We start from the raw sequence: 19992 nt of genomic DNA, 5'->3' as shown, positions 1-19992 counted from the left end.
TGCCGCGCGGTCGGCCGCCGTTCTCGGCTGCCGGCCGGTTCTGCCCGCTCATCGGCGGGCACGGAGCGTCATCCGACCCGTGCCGTGGGTGAGTACAACCCCCCTTTCGAACCGGACACAATGCCGGACCGCCCTGGGGCGGGCGGTCCGCCGGACGAGAGGGACCAGAGTCATGAGTTCCGTTCTGCGGCCGGCGGCCACGGGCGACAGCCCGTCGCACGCCGCGAAGTACCGGCCCGTCTCCTCACACCTGGCGATCGCGCCGCCGGTCAGTGTGGTCATCCCCGCGATGAACGAGGCGGAGAACCTGCCGTACGTCTTCAAGACACTCCCGGACTGGATACACGAGGTCGTCCTGGTCGACGGGAACTCCACCGACGACACCGTCGACGTCGCACGCGAGCTGCGGCCGGACGTCAAGGTCGTGGAGCAGCGCGGCAAGGGCAAGGGGGACGCGCTGATCACCGGTTTCCAGGCGTGCACCGGTGACATCATCGTCATGGTCGACGCCGACGGTTCGGCGGACGGCGAGGAGATCGTCTCCTACGTCTCCGCCCTCGTCTCGGGCGCCGACTTCGCCAAGGGCTCCCGCTTCGCCAACGGCGGTGGCACCGACGACATGACCTTCGTCCGCAGGCTGGGCAACGCCGCCCTGTGCGCGGTCGTCAACCGGAAGTTCGGCGCCCGTTACACCGACCTCTGCTACGGCTACAACGCGTTCTGGCGCCACTGCCTGGACAAGATCGACCTGGACTGCACCGGCTTCGAGGTCGAGACGCTGATGAACATCCGGGTCGTCAAGGCGGGCCTGAAGGTCCAGGAGATACCCAGCCACGAGTACCTGCGCATCCACGGCGTCAGCAACCTGCGGGCCGTGCGCGACGGGCTGCGGGTGCTGAGAGTCATCCTCCAGGAGCGTTCCAACCGGCGTGCGCTGCGCGGCAGCCGTACGTACTCGGCGAAGCTGGACACGGCGCAGGGGAAGGTGTCTTGAGCCGTCCCGGCATCTCCGTGGTGATCTGCGTCTACACCGAGGAGCGCTGGGAGGACATCCTCGCGGCGGTCTCCTCGGTGCGGGCGCAGTCCCACCCGGCCCTGGAGATCCTGCTGGTCGTCGACCACAACGAGGCGCTCCGCGCACGGCTGACCGAGGAGTACCCGGAGCACGCCGAGCACGCGGAATACGGGCGGCACCAGGCGTCCGGGGAGGTGCGGGTGCTCGCCAACGCGGGCCCCCGCGGGCTCTCGGCCGGCCGCAACACCGGGATCGCCGCCTCGCGCGGCGCGGTGATCGCCTTCCTCGACGACGACGCCGTGGCCGAGCGCGACTGGCTGCGCCACTTCGCAAAGGCTTACGACGACCCGCGCGTGCTGGCGGTCGGCGGGCGCACGGTGCCGATCTGGGCGTCGGGACGCCGGCCCGTCTGGTTCCCGGAGGAGTTCGACTGGGTGGTGGGCTGCACCTACCGCGGCCTGCCGCCCGGCCGGGTCCGGGTGCGCAACGTGCTCGGCGGCAACGCCTCCTTCCGGCGGGAGGCGTTCGACGCGGCGGGCGGTTTCGCCACCGGCATCGGCCGCGACGGCGACAGCCGCCCGCTGGGCTGCGAGGAGACGGAGCTGTGCATCCGGCTCACCCGGGCCCGGCCGGACGCCGTCCTGCTCATCGACGACCGGGCCGTCATCCACCACCGGGTGCCCGCCCCGCGCGAGCGCTTCCGGTACTTCCGCGCCCGCGCCTACGCGGAGGGCCTGTCCAAGGCGCTGGTGGCGCGGAGCGTCGGCGCGGAGAAAGGGCTTGAGTCGGAGCGGCGGTACGCCACGCGCGTGCTGCCGGCCGGGGTGGCCCGCGGCCTGCGGGACGCCGTACTGGCCCGTCCGGGCGGCGCGGGCCGGGCGGGCGCGATCGTCGCCGGGGTGTGCACGGCGGCGGGCGGCTATGTGCTGGGCAGCGTCCGGGTCCGGCGGGGCGCGGTGGCGTTCTCCATCCCGCCGCTCGCCGCGACGGCCACTGCGACCATCGGCGCGACCACCGCCACGACCACCGCTTCGACCCGGACGACGGGACCGGTGATGCCGGCCGCTCCGGCCTCTCCGGCCGCTCCGGCGCCGGGAGGCGCGGATGAGTGACGCGCGCGTGCCGATCCTCATGTACCACGCCGTCGCCGCCGATCCGCGCGCCGCCACCCGGGCGCTGTCGGTGACCCCGCAGGCGTTCGCGGCGCAGATGGCGGCCGTGGCCGAGCGCGGTCTGACCCCGGTCACCGCGGCGGAACTGGCCGCGGCCTGGCGGGCGGGCCGGCCGCTGCCCGCCCGCCCGGTGCTCGTCACCTTCGACGACGGCTACGAGGGCGTGCACCGCCACGCCCTGCCCGTGCTCGCCGGGCACGGCTTCCCGGCCACCCTGTTCGTCGCCACGGGCTGGCTGCGCGGCCCGTACGACACCGGGGGCGCGCTCGACACCATGCTCGACTGGGACCAGGTGCGGGAACTGGCCGACGCGGGCGTGGAGATCGGCGGGCACAGCCACACCCACCCCCAGCTCGACCAGGTCGGCACCGATGACCTGCGGTACGAACTGACGCACTCCAGGGAGATCCTCACCGACCGGCTGGGCACGGCACCGGCGTCGTTCGCCTACCCCTACGGCTACTCCGACCGCCGGGTGCGGGCGGCGGTGCGCGAGACCGGGTACGCCCAGGCGCTGGCCGTGGGCAACGCACTGGCCCGGCGCGCCCAGGGACCGTACGCGCTGCGGCGGGTGACGGTGCGCCGGAGCACCGGCGCGGCGGAGTTCGCCCGGCTGCTCGAAGGCCGCGCGCTCACCCGGGTCTTCGCCCGGGACCGGGCTCTCACCAAGGGTTACGCCGTGGTCCGCCGGACCCGGCGACTGCGCGGACGGGTGCGCGGTACCCGGGTCTGAACGGGAGGCCGGCCGGGGCCGCGCGGACGCGGGGCCGTACTTGCCGGGCGGGTGTCGAAAGTCCCGTCCGCCCGGCCGGCGCTCACCGCTCGAACGCCGCCCGCAGGGCATCCCGTACCGCCGCCGACGCCTCGTCCTCCGGTACGCCCAGCCGCCGGGCCCGGGAGGCGAAGGTCTGCGCGGCGGCGGCCAGTTCGCGGGCGGCGGCCGAGCCCGCGGCGGCGACGAAGGTGCCGTTGCGGCCCCGCGTCTCGATCACCCCGTCCGCCTCCAGCGCCCGGTACGCCTTGGCGACCGTGTTGGGCGCGAGGCCCAGGGACTCGGCCAGCCCGCGCACGGTCGGCAGCCGGTACCCCACCGGCAGCGTGCCCGACCGGGCCTGCCCGGAGATCTGCGCGCGCACCTGTTCGTAGGGGGCGGCACCGTCGTCGATGTGGATCTTCAAGGTCACGCGGTGATTGTCCCGTACCCGGCGGAAAATGGGAGGCACCCCGGCCTTGGGCGCCCGTAGCGTGCGCTCCCATGACCGTCTCCGTGCGTGACCTGCGGCCCGGCGTCCCCGGCGACGTCGAGGCCTTCGCCCGTGTCCGCCGCCGCGCCCTGCCGTACATGCTGTACACCCCGGAGTCCGTCCTGCACCACCTCACCCACACCCATCCGGCGACCCGGGCGAGGTCCCTGGTGGCCGAGGAGGACGGGGAGGTGATCGGCACCGCCCAGATCGGTCTGGTCCGGGACAGCCCGGAGCCGGGACAGGCGTACCTCAACGTCCATGTGCGCCCGGACCGGCTGCGGCGCGGCGCGGGCGGGCTGCTGGTGCGGGTGGCCGAGGAGTACCTGGCCGCCGAGGGGGCCACGAAGCTGCTCTCCTGGGTGCTGGACACGCCCGCGGACCGGGGGTTCGCCGAGCGGCACGGCTACCGGGAGGGGCGTTCCGCGCACTTCCTCCGCCTCGACCTGGCGCACGGCACGCTCCCGCCGCTCGAACCGCCGCCCGCCGGGGTCGCGCTGCGGACCGCCGCCGACTGGGCGGACGACCCGCGTCCGCTGTTCGCGCTGGACGCGGAGACGACGGCGGACGAACCGAGCGACGTGGCCACCGAGTTCACCGACTACGCGGCGTGGGTGGCGGAGACCTGGCGCCATCCGCTGCTGGACCGTGACCTCACCACGGTGGCCGTCGTGGACGGCCGCCCCGCCGCCTTCACCGCGGCCTACACCGACGACGGCACGCGCTACGCCACCGCGATGACCGGCACCGCGCGCGCCTTCCGCGGCCGGGGCCTGGCCAAGCTCGTCAAGAACGCCTCCCTGCACCGGGCCCGCGCCGCCGGCCGCACGGAGGCGTTCACGGGCAACGACACCGGCAACGGCCCGATGCTCGCCGTCAACAAGTGGTGCGGTTACGAGATCCGCGCCACGGAGGTGCGTCATGTCCGCGAGATCGGCTGAGCCGGGGTCCGTGGTGGAGATCGCACTTGTGAAGGCGGGCCGCACGAAGATCCGTTACCCGAGCGAGCTGCTGGCCGACGACGGGACCCGCGTCACCGTCCGCGCCCCCTGGGCCGGCGCCGGCGTCCGCGACTTCGGCTTCGTGCGCTTCGAGGCGGGGGACGTGTTCACCGAGTACTACTGGCGCGACCGCTGGTACGCCGTCAAGGAGGTCCGCACCGGTACGGGCACGCTGAAGGGCTGGTACTGCGACATCACCCGCCCCGCCGTGCGCACCGGCGCGGAACTCGTCGTGGAGGACCTCGACCTGGATCTGTGGCGCTCCGCCGACGGCACGGACGTACGGCGGCTGGACGAGGACGAGTTCGCCGCGAGCGGTCTGGCGGAACGGGACCCCGGGGCCGCTGCCGCCGCCGTCGCCGCGCTGGACACCCTGGAGCGGCTGGCCCGCGGGGACGGGTTCGGGGCACTGCTGATGTAGAGATCACGTCCCGTCCGGTTTCGCGGCGTCATGGGACGGGGACATGGCGTCACACCGGGATGTTCCGGAGCCCGCAAGGGTGACAGCCACCACTGACAGTCGAATCGTGACCGCCGCCACTGACAGGGCTGCGTCGATGAGGAACTCTCGCGAACAGGGTCTACCCCCGTGACCACGCGGAACCCGGTGGATCCGTGAGGAGGCAGCCATGCGCCGTGTGACCGTGCAGAAGCCCCTGAAGAAGAGCGACACCCGCCGGGTCCGCGAGGAAGCCGAGGCGCGCCCGGCCGCCCGCCCGGAAGTGCGCAAGGACATCGCCCGCACCTGGTGGCCGGAGGGCTGACCGGCCGCTGGGCTCGGGTGGCTACCTGAGCCCAGCCTGAGCACTCCCTTAAAGGGACCATAAGGATCTCCTCCGCCCGCCTCCGGCAGGCGATTTCGCGGTGCTGCGGGGCTAGCTTGCTGATCACCCCCCACGGGTTCCGGCTCGCTTTCCCGTTCTCAGTGACCGTTTCGAGGAGTTCCCCCATGCCCGCATCCCGCAGGGTCGCCGCCGTCGTCGCCGCCGGTGCCCTCCCGCTCGCCCTGACCGCGCTCACGGCCGCCCCCGCCGCCGCGCACGGTTCGATGGGCGACCCGGTCAGCCGGGTCTCGCAGTGTTACGCCGAGGGCCCCGAGAGCCCCACGTCGGCCGCGTGCGGGGCGGCGGTCGCGGCGGGCGGCACGCAGGCGCTCTACGACTGGAACGGCATCCGCATCGGCAACGCCGACGGCAAGCACCAGGAGCTGATCCCGGACGGCAAGCTGTGCAGCGCCAACGACCCGGCCTTCAAGGGCCTGGACCTGGCCCGCGCCGACTGGCCCGCGACCGGCGTGAACAGCGGCTCGTACACCTTCAAGTACCGCGTGACGGCCCAGCACAAGGGCACCTTCAAGGTGTACATCACCCAGCCCGGCTACGACCCGGCCCAGCCGCTGGCCTGGGCCGACCTGGACCTGACCGCCCCGGTCGCGACGGTCACCGACCCGGTCGCCTCGGACGGCTTCTACACCTTCTCCGGCTCCCTGCCCGAGCGCACCGGCAAGCATCTGCTGTACGCGGTGTGGCAGCGCTCGGACAGCCCGGAGGCGTTCTACTCCTGCTCGGACGTCGCCTTCGGCGGGGAGAACACCACCGGCGGCACCGCCCCCGGGGAGACGGACCCCGCCGAGGAGACCGACACCACCGGCCAGGACCAGGCGGCCGGCGCCGGAGAGGGCGCGGCGCCGGAGGCGTCCGCCCCGTCCGACGCGCAGATCGAGGCGGGCAGCGACAAGTCGACGGTCGAGCACCACGGCCACGGCGACCAGGACGCCACCACGACGACCGACGCGAGTGCGCGGGCCGGGGCGAGTCCGGAGGCCGGGGCGGCCGCTGCCGCCGGGCCCAACCGGCCGCAGGCCGCCGGCGGCGGCGCCGACCTCGCCGAGACCGGCGGCGACGGGACCACCCCGTACCTCGCGGTCGGCGGCGCCGCCGTCCTCGCCCTGGGCGCGGCCACCCTCTTCGCCACGGCCCGGCGCCGCGCCACGCACGGGGGCCGGGCCGGTCGCTGACCGGAGACCGGAGACCGGGGGACCGTCCGGCGGCTCAGGCCGGGCGGTCCCCCCGCGCACCGGACGAGCCGGACCCGGCTCACGCGACCAGCGACCCCGCCAGCACCGCCCGCGGCCCGAACTTCGCGCGGGCACGGTCCGCGACCTCCTCGATACGGCGGACCTTCTCGTCCACGGGGTCGAAGGTGAGCTGGTGAGCGGCGTGCTCGGCCGGGGTGAGCCCCTCGGCGCGCAGGGCGATCGCGCGGACCCGGGCGCGCTGGAGGCCGAGCGCCTCGTACAGGCCGTAGGCGGTCCGGGTGAGCGCCGCGGTGTGGGCGGTCGGCTCCCCCGGGGTGCGGCTCCGGGTCGTCGCCGAGCGGTCGGCGTAGCGCACGGTGAGGGTGAGGGTCCGGCAGACCTTGTCCAGGGCGCGCAGCCGGGCGCCGAGTTCGTCGGCGGCCGACAGCAGGACGCGGCGGTGCCGGCCGGCGTCCAGCTCGTCGCGGTCGAAGGGGCGTTCGGCGACCAGGGACCGGGAGACGCCGTTGGGGACGACCCGGCCGCGGTCGACGCCGTTCGCCTGCTCGCGCAGCTCGCGGCCGGCCCGCGCGCCGATCAGCCGCTGGAGCGTGGACGGGGGCGCGGCGGCCACCCGGCCGAGGGTGTCGAGGCCGTACTCGCACAGGGTGCGGGCGGTGGCCCGGCCGACCCCGGGCAGCGCGGTGACCGGCCGTTCGGCGAGGAACTCCGGCACCTCCCGCGCCGTGACCGCGCGGACCGCGCCCGGCCGGGCCTCCCGCAGCGCCATCCGGGCCAGCAGCGGGCCCGGTCCGGCGCCGATCGCGCAGTCGACGCCGTGCAGCGCGAGGGCGCGGACCCGGAGCACCGACGCCAGTTCCACCGCGTCGCGCCCGAAGTACCGTTCGGCGCCGCGCAGATCGGCGAGCGCCCCGTCCGGCGGCAGCGCCTGCACCACCGGAGTGAACTCCTCCAGCAGCCCGAGCAGCCCCGGCAGGGCCGCCTCGTACATCGGCGGCAACTGGAAACGTACGCAGAGGATGGTCATCCCGCACTCCCCGGACTCTGGTGCCACAACTTCCTTCCCACCGCGGGCCCTTCACCCGCGGGGCGCAGATCGGCCCAGGGGTGCATCTCGTACCCCGTGGGCATCCGGATGCTCCGCCGCCGCTCCATCGCGTCCTGGGCGGCGGAGCCGGCCGGCGCGGGCCGCCCGTGCGAACCGGCGAGCCGGCGGCGCGCCGGACCGTCCTCGGGGTCGTCGCCCCCGGGCGTCCCGCCCGCCCCGGCCAGCAGGGCCGCGACGCCCTCCAAGCCCTTCTCGCGGCGGATCTCCAGCAGTTCGGCCAGGTTCCAGGCGGCGGCGCCCACCACGCTGAAGCTGCGCGGGCCGCGGCGCTGCACCACCCCGCGCACCAGCAGCAGCCAGGAGTGGAAGACGGTGTGTGCGCAGGTGTCGTGGGAGTCGTCGAAGAAGGCGAGGTCGACCAGGCCGGTGCCGTCGTCCAGGGTGGAGAAGATGACCCGTTTGCCGGACCGGATCGGCGGGGTCTGGGTGGCCGCCTTGGCGCCCGCGACCAGCACCGTCTCCCCGTGCCTGGCCTCGCGCAGCCGCCGCGCCGACCGCACGCCCAGCTCGTCCAGGAAGGCGCGGTGGTCGTCCATCAGGTGGCGCGAGGCGTCCATGGAGAGCACGCCCAGTTCGGCGCTGAGCTTCTCCTCGGAGGTGAGGTCGGGCAGTCCGGCGGAGGCGGTCCGCCGGCCGCCGGCCAGCGGGAGCTGGTCGCCGCGGCCGGCGCGGGCGCCCCGGTGCAGTTCGGCCAGGTGCAGTTGCAGGTCGCGGCGGTTGGCGCCGAACGCGTCCAGCGCGCCGACCTGGGCGAGCCGGCCGGCCAGCGGGCGGCTGGGCCGGGCCCGTTCCCAGAAGTCGAGCAGGGAGGCGTACGGCTGCCCGGCGGCGATCCGTTCCGCCTCGGCCTCGCTGATGCCGTGCACGTCGCGGAGGGCCAGCCGCAGCCCCCAGACGGGAGACCGCGATGCGGCCGGTCCGGTTGGCCCGGACGCTGACCCGGACAGTGATTCAGACACCAGTTCGATCCCGTGTGCGACCCCCGACTTGTTCACGTCCAGCGGCAGCACCGGCACCCCGCGCCGCCGCGCGTCCGCCAGCAGCAGCCGCTTGGGGTACATGCCGGGGTCGTGGGTGAGCAGCCCGGCGTAGAAGGCGGCCGGGTGATGGGTCTTCAGCCACGCCGACTGGTACGTGGGCACGGCGAAGGCGACCGCGTGCGCCTTGCAGAAGCCGTACGAACCGAACGCCTCGACGATCTCCCAGGTCCGCCCGATCGTCTCCGCGTCATAGCCGTTCGCCGCCGCGTGCTGCGCGAACCACACCTTGATCCGCCCCTGCGACTGCGGGTCGGAGAGCCCGCGCCGCACCCGGTCGGCCTCGCCCCGCCCGCAGCCGGTCATGATCGCCACGATGTCGATGACCTGCTCGTGGAAGACGACCACCCCGTACGTGCCCCGCAGCGGCTCCGCCAGGTCCGGGTGCGGGTAGCGCACCGGCGCCCGCCCGTGCCGGGTCTCGATGAACGGCCGCACCATGTCGGCGGCGACCGGGCCGGGCCGGAAGAGCGAGATGTCCACGACGAGGTCGTGGAAGGTGTCCGGCTGGAGCCTGCCGACCAGGTCCCGCTGGCCCGGCGACTCGATCTGGAAACAGCCCAGCGTCTCGGACGAACGGATCAGTTCGTACGTCGCCGGGTCGCCCTGCGGCACCGCTTCCAGGTCGACCCGCTCCCCCGACGCCCGCTCCACCTCGGCGACCGCGTGCGCCATCGCCGACTGCATCCGCACCCCCAGCACGTCCAGCTTGAGCAGCCCCAGCTCCTCCACGTCGTCCTTGTCGAACTGCGCCATGGGGAACCCCTCGCCGCTGGTCGGCATGACCGGCGTGCGGGAGAGCAGGGAGGCGTCGGACAGGAGTACTCCGCAGGGGTGCATGGCGATGCCGCGCGGGAGCGCGTCGAGGGACTCGACCAGCTCCCAGAGCCTGCCGTACTCCTCCTCGCGGCCCGCCAGCTCCCGCAGTTCGGGCAGTTCCGCCAGGGCCGCGCGGGCGTCCCGGGCGCGGATGTGCGGGAAGGACTTGGCGACGCGGTCGATCTCGGCGGGGTCCATGGACAGCGCGGCGCCCACGTCCCGGATCGCGTGCCGCACCCGGTACGTCTCCGGCATCGCGACCGTCGCGACCCGCTCGGCGCCGAACCGGCCGATGATCGCCCGGTAGACCTCCAGGCGGCGCGCGGACTCCACGTCGACGTCGATGTCGGGCAGCACCACCCGCTCCTTGGACAGGAAGCGCTCCATCAGCAGCCCGTGCTCGACCGGGTCGGCGTGGGCGATGCCGAGCAGGTGGTTGACGAGCGAGCCCGCGCCGGAGCCGCGCGCGGCGACCCGGATGCCCATGGACCGCACGTCGTCCACGACCTGGGCGACGGTGAGGAAGTAGGAGGCGAAGCCGTGGTGGGCGATGATGTCCAGTTCGTGGTGCATCCGCTCCCAGTACTCCCGCCGCCGGTCCAGGCCGCGCCGCACCATGCCCGCCGCCGCCCGGGAGGCGAGGGTGCGCTGGGCGGTGCGGCGGCCGGCGCCGACGAGGTGCGGTTCGGGGAAGTGCACGGTGCCCATGCCGAGGTCGTCCTCGGGGTCCACCAGGCACTCGGCGGCGGCCACCCGGGTCTGCTCCAGCAGCCGCCCGGCCACGTCGTCGCGGAAGCCCGCGGCCCGCACGATCCGCTCGGCGGCGCCGCCCATCGCCGCCGCGTCCTTCAGCCACGCCTCACCGGAGTCCAGTTCCCCGGTCAGGTCGATCGGGACCAGGCGGCGGGCGGCGTCCAGCACATCGGCGACCCGGCCCTGGCCGGGGTCGGCGTAGCGCACGGCGTTGGCGAGCACCGGCCGCACCCGCTGTTCGGCGGCGAAGCCCACGGTCCGGGCGGCCAGCCGCAGGGAGCCGGGGCCGGTGCCCTCGCGGCCGTGCCAGACGGTCTCCAGGCGCAGGGCGTCGCCGTACACCTCCCGCCAGGGCGCGAGCAGCCGGGCCGCGCGGTCGGGGCGGCCGGCGGCGAGCGCGCGGCCGACGTCGGAGTCGGGGCCGAGCAGCACGGTGAGGCCGTCGCCGTGGTTGTCGGCCCAGTTCAGCAGGGGTTTCCCGGGGGCGGTGTGGGCGGCGGAGACCAGTCGGCACAGGTCGGCCCAGCCGCGGGCGCCGTCCCGGGCGAGGAAGGTGACGCGCGGGGCCGACTCGTCGACGAAGGCGCCGCCGCGCACGGGGGTACGGCGCCGGTCCCGGCGTACGGAGGTGTCGCCGGGGGCGGGTCCGGAGGCGGGCGGCGCCACCGCCAGCTCCGCGCCGAACAGGGGGCGCACCCCCGCCTTCGCGCACGCCTTGGCGAAGCGGACGGTGCCCGCGAGGGTGTCGCGGTCGGTGAGGGCGAGGGCGTCCATGCCCCGCTCCCCGGCCTGCTCGGCCAGCCGTTCCGGGTGGGCGGCGCCGTAGCGCAGGGAGAACCCGGAAGCGGTGTGCAGATGCGTGAAACCCGGCACACGCACCTCCCGCACTCGTTGGACTCCGACGCTTTATCGAACGTCCGTTCCCATCTCTGCACCCCACCATACCTCTATCTTCGAATATGTGTGCGACATCCGTTCGGCCCCTTCCCACCTGCGCAAACGCCCGGGAACCCGGACCGTGGGGACATGTCACACACCACCGGTGCCGGTGCTCCCCGCAGCTCCGGCGGCTCGTTCCTCGGCGAGGTGCGGGACGCCGTCACCCCGCGGGCCACGCTGCTCGTGCTCGGCGTGATCGCGCTCCAGTTGCTCTTCATCGCCTCCTACGTGGGCGCCCTGCACGACCCGAAGCCGGCGGACGTGCCCTTCGGCGTGGTCGTGCCCGCGGCCGCGGCCGGACGGACCGTGGAGCGGCTGGAGACACTGCCCGGCACCCCGCTGGACCCGCGCACGGTGGCGGACGAGGCGAGCGCCCGCGAGCAGGTCGAGAACCGGGAGATCGACGGCGCCCTGATCGTGGACCCGGACGGCCGCCGGGACACCCTGCTGGTCGCCTCCGGCGGCGGCACCGCCCTCGCCACCACCCTGGAGCGCCTGATCACCGCCCTGGAGGAGAACGAGGGGCGGCCCCTGCGGACCGTCGACGTGGTCCCGGCCTCGGCGGAGGACTTCGACGGGCTGTCCTCGTTCTACCTGGTCGTCGGCTGGTGCGTGGGGGGCTATCTGTGCGCCTCGATCCTCGCGATCAGCACCGGCGCCCGGCCCGCCGACCCGCGCCGCGCGGCGATCCGGCTGCTCGTGATGGCGCTGGTCGCGCTCGTCGGCGGACTCGGCGGCGCGCTGATCATCGGTCCGGTCCTGGGCGCCCTGCCCGGCAGCACATGGGCGCTGTGGGGCCTCGGCGCGCTGACCACCTTCGCGGTCGGCGCCGCCACCCTCGCCCTCCAGGGCCTCTTCGGGATCATCGGCATCGGACTGGCGATCCTGCTGGTGGTGGTCGCGGGCAACCCGAGCGCGGGCGGTGCCTTCCCGCTGCCGATGCTGCCGCCGTTCTGGAAGGCGATCGGCCCCGCGCTGCCGCCGGGCGCCGGCACCTGGGCGGCCCGTTCGATCGCGTACTTCCGGGGCAACGACGTCACCGCCTCGCTGCTGGTGCTCTCCGCGTGGGCGGTGGCGGGCACGGCGGTCACGATGCTGGCCTCGGCACGGCGCCCCGGGCGCCGCGAGGAGGTCTGACACCTGCGCCCCGGGCGCCGCGAGGAGGTCCAGTCCTGTCCGGGTTCCGCCTCTTGCGGCCACCGCCCGGCTGTGCGTCTACGCGCGCTGGCCGCTCCGGCGCGATCTCCCCGGCACGAGCGGGGCGGAGCCCCCGCACGCCGGTCGCGTGCGGGGGCTCGTGTCGCTCACTGCTGTCCGGCTTCGGGAAACCCGGCGTCCCCTAGTAGACGTTGACCCCGTAGGCGCTCAGGGCCTCGGTGACGGGCTGGAAGTAGGTCGTACCGCCGGAGGTGCAGTTGCCGCTGCCGCCGGAGGTCAGACCGTACGCGGTGCCGTTGCTGCCGTAGAGCGGGCCGCCGGAGTCGCCGGGCTCGGCGCAGACATTGGTCTGGATGAGACCGGAGACGATGTCGCCGCCGCCGTAGTTCACGGTGGCGTTCAGACCGGTGACCCGGCCGCTGTGGGTGCCGGAGGTGGAGCCGTCACGGATGACGGTGGTGCCCACGGCCGGGGTGGCGGCGCTGGTGATGTCCACGCCGTTGGCGGTGCCGGGCCGGGCGACGGACCCGGTGTACCGCACGATCCCGTAGTCGTTGCCCGGGAAGCTGGAGCCGGCGGTCGTCCCGATGACGGTGGTGTGCGCGGAGTTGGACCACCAGGTGGTGGCGCCGTCGGTGCAGTGACCGGCGGTCAGGAAGGACTGGACACCGCTGCTGTTCTGGACGTTGAAGCCGAGCGAGCAGCGCCAACTGGTCGCGTAGATGGCGTCGCCGCCCTGGATCAGCTTGCTGAACGTGCCGGGGGTGTGCTTGATCGTGAGCGCGTCGGCCTTGTCGCCGGCCTGCGCCTTGATCTCGGCGATCTCGGCCCGGGACACCGTGCTGTCGACGGTGACCTGCACCTTGCCGGACTTGCTGTCGACGACCCAGGCGGTGCCGGGGACGTCGGCCTTCAGCACCGAGGAGCTGACGCTCTTGAGCTCGGCGGAGCTGAAGGTGGGGGTGTCGGCCGCCGTCGCGTGGGGGACCGCGACCGCGGCGGCGGCCACGAGGCCGGTGGAGACGGCGATCAACCGAGTACGTCTCGTGATGCCGCCGCGGGGGGTGGTGCGCTTGATCCTCACGTTTCGTTCCTCCAGAAAGGAAGTAGGGGGCCCATTGGTGGGGTTGGTGGACCCGTGAGGCGCAGTCAGGGGTGCGGATGTCCGGATTCCGGAACACGACGTGCCCCTGACAAGCACTGAGGGGGAGTATTCGGCCGAACGGACGGTCGGCGCAAGGGTGCCTTTCGGCCGTCGCCTCCCGTACGACCGGACGACACCTGGCGGCCTTCCCGTCCCTCCCGGCCCGCCCGTCCCTCCCGTCCCTCCCGGCCCGCCCTCAGCAGTCGCAGCCGCAGCCGCAGCCGTCGCCACAGCAGTTGCCGCAACACTGGCCGCAGCAGTCACAGCAACTGCAGCAGTCCCCGCACCCCTCGCAGTCGAAGTTGGCGCACAGCCCTTCCTTGCGCTCCCCCGACCAGGGATCGGAGTACGTACCGCAGCACAACTGGCAGGTGCAGGCCAGCCCGGCCCACACCGCGCACCCCGCGAGCAGCCCCCGCCCGCGGCGCGGCGGCTCGGGCGGCGGCGGACCGGCGGGACCGCCCGGGACACCGGGCGGCGCGTAGGGACCGGCGGCGTGCGGACCGGCGGCGTGCGGACCGGCCCGGCCGCCCGAGCCGTGCGCGCAGGACGCGGTGCCGAACGCCCTCTCCACGGAGGAGCGCAGTTCGTGCACGAGCAGCCGGTGGACCAGCCGTCCGTCGGTGAACTCCGCCTCCCGCAGGGCGAGCCGCATCCCGCGCACGGCGTCGTCCGCGAGCCGCCGGGCCTCGGCGCGCGAGGTCCCGGTGGCCGTGAGCGGATTCCAGGCGCCGGACGCGGCGTCGGCGCGCTGGTCCTCCACCGCGTCCAGCAGATGGGCGAGCCGGCCGAAGAGGCGCCCGGCCTCGGCGAGCGGCCGGGCGTTGTACGGCCGCCCGGCCAGGTGGGCGGTGTGCGCGAAGGCGGCGGCGGTCGCGGTCTCGGTCGGTTCGGTGACGACGAGCAGCGGGGTCCCGGGGCCGGCCAGGGACTCGACGCCGGCCTGCCGGTCCACGGCGTCCACCAGGACGGCCGTGTCGAAGCCCACGGCGGCGCCGGTACGGGCCCCGGCGGCGTCCCAGCGCGCGGCGACCCGGCGGGCGGCGCGGGCCACCGGCCGGCGGGCCAGCAGCCCGTCCCCGTCGGTGACGTGGTCGCGGACCTTCGCCGAGGCCAGCACCAGCGAGACCGCCGCCGCGAGCCGCGCGCCCTCACCGTGCGCGACGGAGGCGGTGCGCATGCCCCGCAGCGGACAGGGCCCCGCCGTACGCCGCCCCCCGGCACCGCCCGTCGCCGCACCCGCGGCCTGAGCCTCCGTCAACACCGAGACGAGCAGGCCGTCGTAGTTGGTCACGAGCCGCGCGAACTGTCCGTGGTCCCCGCGCAGCGCGAGACACAACCCGCACAAATGAGCCATCCACTGGTGGGTGAGGCGCTCTCCGAGCCGGTGCCGACAGGGCCTGACCATTCCGAACACGACGCTCCCCCGAGGTTCGTGAAGACGCTGAGCTGCGGCATCGTACCCACACCCGTGATCACCCGGACGCCCGGCCCGTCACCCGGACGCCGGGAAGAGTCATATTTCACTCATGGTCAGCACCCGTTTGGGAAACGGCCCTTGGGACACATGGACTCTCGACGGATTCGCTGTGCACCAGTACCGTCACAAACCCCCCGGGCGGCGTCCATCCACTTGGCGCGACGTCCGCATCATGGATGACGATAGGGATGCGGAAAGCACGAAAGACCGCTGAGAGAGGAGGCGTCCATGGGATCGGTACGCAAGGCGAGTGCGTGGCTCGGCCTCGTCGACGACAATGACGACGAGCGCTACTACGACGACGACTACTCCGAGGGCAACGAGTCCCAGGACGCGTGGGTCACGGACCCCCGGGTCAAGGTGGCCTCGGACACGGCCGAGGAGAGAGGCCGCCGGATCGGCACGGTCAACCCGGACAGTTTCCGGGACGCGCGGGCCATCGGCGAGCTGTTCCGGGAGGGGGTCCCGGTCATCATCAACCTCACGGCCATGGAGGCCGGTGACGCCAAGCGCGTGGTCGACTTCGCGGCCGGGCTCATCTTCGGCCTGCGCGGTTCCATCGAGCGGGTCTCCAGCCGGGTGTTCCTGCTGAGCCCGGCCGACACCGAGGTCATGCACGGCGAGCCGGCCGCGCACCACACGGACGGCTTCTTCAACCAGAGCTGAAGCGGGGCCGCCCCCACCGGCCCCGCCCCCGCACCGCCGGGGCTACCGGAACGCGTCGAGTCCGGTGAGCGCCTTGCCCAGCACGAGCTGGTGCATCTCGACGGTGCCCTCGTAGGTGAGCACCGATTCCAGGTTCGTCGCGTGCCGCATCACCGGGTACTCCAGGGAGATCCCGTTGGCGCCGAGGACCGTCCGCGCCGTACGGCAGATCTCGATCGCCTCCCGCACGTTGTTGAGCTTGCCGAAGCTGACCTGCTCGGGACGGAGCCGCCCGGCGTCCATGCGCCGCCCGAGGTGATGGGCGAGCAGAATCCCCTTGTGCAGCTCGACCGCCATGTCGGCGAGCTTGGCCTGGGTGAGCTGGAAACCGCCGATGGGCCGCCCGAACTGCTCGCGCGTCCTCGCGTACTCCACCGCCGTCTCGAAGCAGCTCCGCGCCGCGCCCATGGCACCCCAGACGATCCCGTACCGGGCGTGCGAGAGGCAGCTCAGCGGCCCCCGCAGCCCGGTGACCTCCGGCAGCACGGCGTCGGCGGGCAGCCGTACGCCGTCCAGGACCAGCTCGCTGGTGACGCTGGCCCGCAGCGACCACTTGTGCTTGATCTCCGGCGCCGAGAAACCGGGGGTGTCGGTGGGCACGACGAAGCCCCGGATGCCGTCGTCGGTCCGCGCCCACACCACGGCCACGCCCGCCACCGACCCGTTGGTGATCCACATCTTGCGGCCGCTCAGCACCCAGTCGGTGCCGTCGCGCTTGGCGTACGTCCGCAGGCCGGCCGGGTCGGAACCGTGGTCGGGCTCGGTCAGCCCGAAGCAGCCGATGACCTCGCCGGCCGCCATCCGGGGCAGCCAGCGCCGCTTCTGCTCCTCGCTGCCGAAACGGTGGATCGCGTACATGGCGAGGGAACCCTGCACGGAGACCAGCGAGCGGATGCCGGAGTCGGCGGCCTCCAGCTCCAGACAGGCCAGCCCGTACTGCACGGCGCTCGCGCCCGCGCACCCGTAGCCGGTGAGCGACATCCCGAGCGCGCCGATGCCGCCCAGCTCGCGGGCCAGTTCCCGGATCTCGGGCAGCTCCCCCTTCTCGTACCACCCGGCGACGTGCGGCAGGACGCGGTCGGCGGCCCAGACGCGCACGGTGTCCCGGATCGCGAGATCCTCCGGCGTCAGGGAATCGTCGATCCCGAGGGGATCGGCCGGGTCGAACGGAGGCAGCTTCGAGGACGCGGACATGGAACACCCTCCAGGAACAGGACACTGAAAACTAGCAACGCTAGTCACGACTCCGGCCCGACGTTACGACGCGGGCCGCCGCCCGTCCACACTCTCCCGGGGCGCGCGGATTTGCCGCGTTCCGGGGCGCGGGCACCTCCGCCGCGCCGCCCGCACACCGCATCACCCGCGGCAGCCGCAGCGCCATCACCGCCCCCAGCAGCAGCAACCCCGCGCTCACCAGCAGCGTCACCCGCAGCCCGTGCACGAACGCCCCCGCCGCCGCCTCCCGCAGGGCGAGCCCGCCGGGCCCCCCGAGCCGCGCGGCGACCTCGTACGCCTCCCCCAGCGAATGCCCCGCCGCCGCCGAGGCCGCCGCCGGCACCCCCGCCACCCCGGCGAGACCGGGCGCGTACGCCGCGTTCATCACCGTCCCCAGCAGCGCGATCCCGATCCCGGCGCCCAACTGGTACGACGTCTCGCCGATCGCCGCCGCGCCGCCGGCCTGCCCGGGCGGAGCCTCGCTCAGCATCGACTCGTACGCCCCGAACAGCGTCGTCTCCAGCCCGAAGCCGAGCAGCACGAATCCGCCCAGCATCAGCGCGAACGCGTCCGTCCGGCCCAGCGCGGTCAGCAGCAGCACCGCGGCGGCCGTCAGACAGAACCCGGCGCACACCGTCCGGCGCGGCCCGAACCGCCGCAGCAGCCGCGCGCCGGCGAGCCCCGCCGCCATGGCCGCGAAGGTCAGCGGCAGCAGTCGCAGCCCCGTCTGGAGCGGGGACAGTCCCAGCACCAGTTGCAGGTACTGCGCCGCGATCAGTTCGAGACCCACCAGCGCGAGCATCGCCAGCACGATGCACCCCACCGACGTACTGAACGCCGGCCGGCGGAACATCCGCAGGTCGACCAGTGGGTGGGCCCGCCGCCGCTGCCGCCGTACGAAGCCGGTCAGCAGCGCGGCGCCGGCCACCAGCGGCACCAGCGTGGCCGGGCTCGCCACCGGCTCCCCGCCGCCCAGGCGCTTGACGCCGAGGACCGTCCCGAACAGCCCGGCCGCCGCCAGCAGCGCTCCCACCAGGTCCCAGGGCCCGCGCCCGTCGCCCTTGGACTCGGGCAGCAGCAGCCGGCCGACCGGCAGGCCGACCAGCATCAGCGGGATGTTGACGAGGAAGACCGACCCCCACCAGAAGTGTTCCAGCAGGAACCCGCCGAGCAGCGGTCCGGCCGCCGCGCCCACGGCGGCCACCGCGCTCCAGACACCGATCGCGAACGCCCGCTCCCGCCGGTCGGGGAAGACCTCCCGCAGCAGGGAGAGCGTCGCGGGCATGATCATCGCCCCGCCGACGCCGAGCAGCGCGCGGGCCCCGATCAGGATCTCGGCACTGTCGGCGCGGGCCGCCAGGGCGGAGGCGACGCCGAACAGGGCGTAGCCCAGGAGCAGGATGCGGCGGCGGCCCACGCGGTCGCCGAGCGTGCCGAACAGGATCAGCAGCGAGGCGCAGACCAGGGGGTAGGCGTCGACGATCCAGAGGAGTTCGATCGCGTCCGGCCGCAGGTCCTCGGTCACGGCGGGGACCGCCACGTGCAGCACGGTGGCGTCGACCGCCACCAGCAGCAGGCTGACGCAGAGGACGACCAGGACCACCCAGCGGTCGGCGCCGGTCCCGGTGGGCCGACGACGCGGCGCGGCACCCGTGGCCGTACCGGACATGCCGGTCATGCAGCACCTCCCAGAAGTTCCCTCGCCCGGAGCGGTGCCCTCCGGCCCGCGCGACGGCACGCGACGGCACGCGAGTGACTCAGCAGCGTACGTGAGACCGCGCGGCACCCGCGTGGCGGACCTCTCACCCCCGCGCGGTACGGGTGTGGCGTGCGCCACCGCCTCCGCCGCCCGCCCCGGCCACGGGCCCCGGCGGGCGGAGCCGCCGGGCGGCCCGCCGATAATCGGGCCCGTGACCGACCTACAGACGCGCCCGGCGGCGGGCCGCCCGAGCGCCGCCCGCCGCGCCGCGCCGGCCCTGCTGGGCTACGCGGCCGTCCGCGCCCTGGGCCTGCTCGCCCTGGCCCTGTGGAGCACGGCGCGCGGCGGCAGCGCGCACTCGCTGCTGACGGCCCGCTGGGACTCCCTCTGGTACGCGAGGGTCGCCGCGTCGGGGTACGGCTACGAGGTGCGGCTGCCGGGCGGCGATCTCCACTCCGACCTCGCCTTCTTCCCGCTGCTGCCCTGGCTGGAGCGGCTCGGCGCGGCGCTCACCCCGCTGTCGTACGCGGACGCCGGCCTCGCCGTGAGCCTGCTCGGCTCGCTCGCCGCGGCCTGGGGGATCTTCGCCGTCGGGGACCGGGTGGCCGGCCGCCGCGCCGGGATCTGCCTGGTGCTGCTGTGGGCGGTCCTGCCGGTCGGGATCGTGCAGTCGATGGCGTACAGCGAGTCGCTGTTCACGGCGCTGGCCGCCTGGTCGCTGTACGCGGTCCTGGTCCGCCGGTGGGTGGCGGCGGGGACCCTGGCGCTGCTGGCCGGGCTGACCCGTCCGGTCGGGCTGGCCGTCGCGGCGGCGGTGTGGGCGGCCGCCGTTACGGCATTCGTGCGGAACCGGAGCGCTGCCGCCGCGGCCGGCGCACCGGTGCCGGTGCGCGCCCCCGGGGAGGGCGCGCGGCTCGTCTGCGGGATGCTGCTCGCGCCCCTGGGCGCCGCCGGGTACGTCCTGTGGGTCGGCCACCGCACCGGCGGCGGCCTGTTCGGTTATCTGGACGTGCAGGCGGGCTGGCGCAACGGCTTCGACGGGGGCCGGGCCTTCGCCGGCTTCGTCGCGCACCAGTTCGCCTCCTTCCCCGCGGCCCTGGCCGGCCTCGCGCTGACCGTCGGCGTCGCCCTGGTGATCCGGCTGTACGTGGCCGGCGTCCGGCAGCGTCAGCCGCTCGCGCTGCTGGTGTACAGCGGGCTCGTCACCGCGATGGCCCTGGGCGCCTCCAGTTATTTCGGCTCCAAGCCGCGCCTGCTGCTGCCCGCCTTCCCGCTGCTGCTGCCGCTCGCCGCGGCCCTGGCCGGGACGCGCGCCGCCCGGTCGGCGGCGGTGGTGGCGGCCCTGGCGGTGGCCGGCGCGCCGTACGGGGCGTTCTGGCTGAACGGCTCCGGCCCGCCCTGACCGCCCGGCGCCGCCGCCCGCCACCACGCTCGGTGAGCACCAGGGGAATTCCACACCAGCTTC

The 19992-nt window shown here is 74.5% G+C and carries 17 protein-coding genes; 10 read left to right on the top strand and 7 right to left on the bottom strand.

From position 1 onward, the window contains the following. Positions 1-172: 172 nt before the first annotated feature. The 3 genes from ABEB00_RS00860 to ABEB00_RS00850 are packed head-to-tail and all read left to right on the top strand — an operon-like array spanning position 173 to position 2920. Positions 173-994 carry a glycosyltransferase family 2 protein gene (locus ABEB00_RS00860; RefSeq protein ID WP_345616776.1) on the top strand — a complete coding sequence of 274 codons (822 nt, stop codon included), beginning with the start codon at positions 173-175 and terminating at the stop codon, positions 992-994. Then, positions 991-2127, top strand: coding sequence for a glycosyltransferase family 2 protein (locus tag ABEB00_RS00855; RefSeq protein WP_345616775.1), 1137 nt, complete (start codon positions 991-993; stop codon positions 2125-2127). Before ABEB00_RS00860 ends, ABEB00_RS00855 begins: the two co-directional genes overlap by 4 nt. After that, a complete protein-coding gene (locus tag ABEB00_RS00850) occupies positions 2120-2920 on the top strand; it encodes a polysaccharide deacetylase family protein (protein ID WP_345616774.1) in 801 nt (266 codons plus the stop codon). The genes ABEB00_RS00855 and ABEB00_RS00850 overlap by 8 nt, the downstream gene beginning before the upstream one ends. A gap of 82 nt (positions 2921-3002) precedes the next feature. Here ABEB00_RS00850 and ABEB00_RS00845 read toward each other — a convergent pair whose 3' ends face one another. Then, the gene (locus ABEB00_RS00845; RefSeq protein ID WP_345616773.1) at positions 3003-3371 is read right to left on the bottom strand and encodes a GntR family transcriptional regulator; all 369 of its coding nucleotides are present in this window, start codon (positions 3369-3371) and stop codon (positions 3003-3005) included. Positions 3372-3442: 71 nt separating this feature from the next. Between ABEB00_RS00845 and ABEB00_RS00840 the strand changes: the two genes are divergently transcribed. The 4 genes from ABEB00_RS00840 (at position 3443) to ABEB00_RS00825 (ending at position 6449) form a co-directional block, all read left to right on the top strand. Then, complete coding sequence (locus tag ABEB00_RS00840) at positions 3443-4372, top strand: GNAT family N-acetyltransferase (RefSeq protein WP_345616772.1); 930 nt, start codon at positions 3443-3445, stop codon at positions 4370-4372. Then, positions 4353-4853, top strand: coding sequence for a ribonuclease FAU-1 family protein (locus tag ABEB00_RS00835; protein ID WP_345616771.1), 501 nt, complete (start codon positions 4353-4355; stop codon positions 4851-4853). Before ABEB00_RS00840 ends, ABEB00_RS00835 begins: the two co-directional genes overlap by 20 nt. 208 nt (positions 4854-5061) lie before the next feature. Continuing rightward, on the top strand, positions 5062-5196 hold the full coding sequence (locus tag ABEB00_RS00830; protein WP_345616770.1) for a hypothetical protein: 135 nt from the start codon (positions 5062-5064) through the stop codon (positions 5194-5196). Positions 5197-5381: 185 nt separating this feature from the next. Further along, positions 5382-6449, top strand: a complete 1068-nt coding sequence (locus tag ABEB00_RS00825) for a lytic polysaccharide monooxygenase auxiliary activity family 9 protein (protein WP_345616769.1) — start codon at positions 5382-5384, stop codon at positions 6447-6449. 79 nt (positions 6450-6528) lie between these two features. Here the strand turns inward: ABEB00_RS00825 and ABEB00_RS00820 are convergent, their stop codons facing one another. After that, positions 6529-7497: a DNA polymerase Y family protein gene (locus ABEB00_RS00820; protein ID WP_345616768.1), complete on the bottom strand. Its 969-nt coding sequence runs from the start codon at positions 7495-7497 to the stop codon at positions 6529-6531. After that, positions 7494-11060, bottom strand: a complete 3567-nt coding sequence (locus ABEB00_RS00815; RefSeq protein ID WP_345616767.1) for a DNA polymerase III subunit alpha — start codon at positions 11058-11060, stop codon at positions 7494-7496. The genes ABEB00_RS00820 and ABEB00_RS00815 overlap by 4 nt, the downstream gene beginning before the upstream one ends. Positions 11061-11213: 153 nt before the next feature. On the opposite strand from ABEB00_RS00815, the gene ABEB00_RS00810 reads away from it, so the two are divergent. Further along, complete coding sequence (locus tag ABEB00_RS00810) at positions 11214-12263, top strand: DUF3533 domain-containing protein (protein ID WP_345616766.1); 1050 nt, start codon at positions 11214-11216, stop codon at positions 12261-12263. Between the two features lie 202 nt (positions 12264-12465). On the opposite strand, the gene ABEB00_RS00805 is transcribed toward ABEB00_RS00810, so the two are convergent. Together ABEB00_RS00805 and ABEB00_RS00800 are read right to left on the bottom strand one after the other, a co-directional pair. Continuing rightward, complete coding sequence (locus ABEB00_RS00805) at positions 12466-13368, bottom strand: S1 family peptidase (RefSeq protein ID WP_345616765.1); 903 nt, start codon at positions 13366-13368, stop codon at positions 12466-12468. A 256-nt stretch (positions 13369-13624) separates the two neighbouring features. Beyond that, complete coding sequence (locus ABEB00_RS00800; RefSeq protein ID WP_345616764.1) at positions 13625-14845, bottom strand: DUF5685 family protein; 1221 nt, start codon at positions 14843-14845, stop codon at positions 13625-13627. Positions 14846-15136: 291 nt separating this feature from the next. On the opposite strand from ABEB00_RS00800, the gene ABEB00_RS00795 reads away from it, so the two are divergent. Then, positions 15137-15574: a cell division protein SepF gene (locus tag ABEB00_RS00795; RefSeq protein WP_345616763.1), complete on the top strand. Its 438-nt coding sequence runs from the start codon at positions 15137-15139 to the stop codon at positions 15572-15574. A gap of 42 nt (positions 15575-15616) precedes the next feature. Here the strand turns inward: ABEB00_RS00795 and ABEB00_RS00790 are convergent, their stop codons facing one another. Continuing rightward, positions 15617-16807, bottom strand: coding sequence for an acyl-CoA dehydrogenase family protein (locus tag ABEB00_RS00790; RefSeq protein WP_345616761.1), 1191 nt, complete (start codon positions 16805-16807; stop codon positions 15617-15619). 40 nt (positions 16808-16847) lie between these two features. Then, positions 16848-18497: an MFS transporter gene (locus ABEB00_RS00785; RefSeq protein WP_345616839.1), complete on the bottom strand. Its 1650-nt coding sequence runs from the start codon at positions 18495-18497 to the stop codon at positions 16848-16850. 241 nt (positions 18498-18738) lie between these two features. Here ABEB00_RS00785 and ABEB00_RS00780 point away from each other — a divergent pair, with 241 nt between their 5' ends. Beyond that, positions 18739-19929, top strand: a complete 1191-nt coding sequence (locus ABEB00_RS00780; RefSeq protein ID WP_345616760.1) for a hypothetical protein — start codon at positions 18739-18741, stop codon at positions 19927-19929. Positions 19930-19992: the final 63 nt, after the last annotated feature.

Source organism: Streptomyces ziwulingensis, from assembly GCF_039542605.1.
Lineage (GTDB): Bacteria > Actinomycetota > Actinomycetes > Streptomycetales > Streptomycetaceae > Streptomyces > Streptomyces ziwulingensis.
The sequence above is the reverse complement of the archived record's forward strand: the minus strand, read 5'-3'. Positions and strand labels throughout refer to the sequence as shown.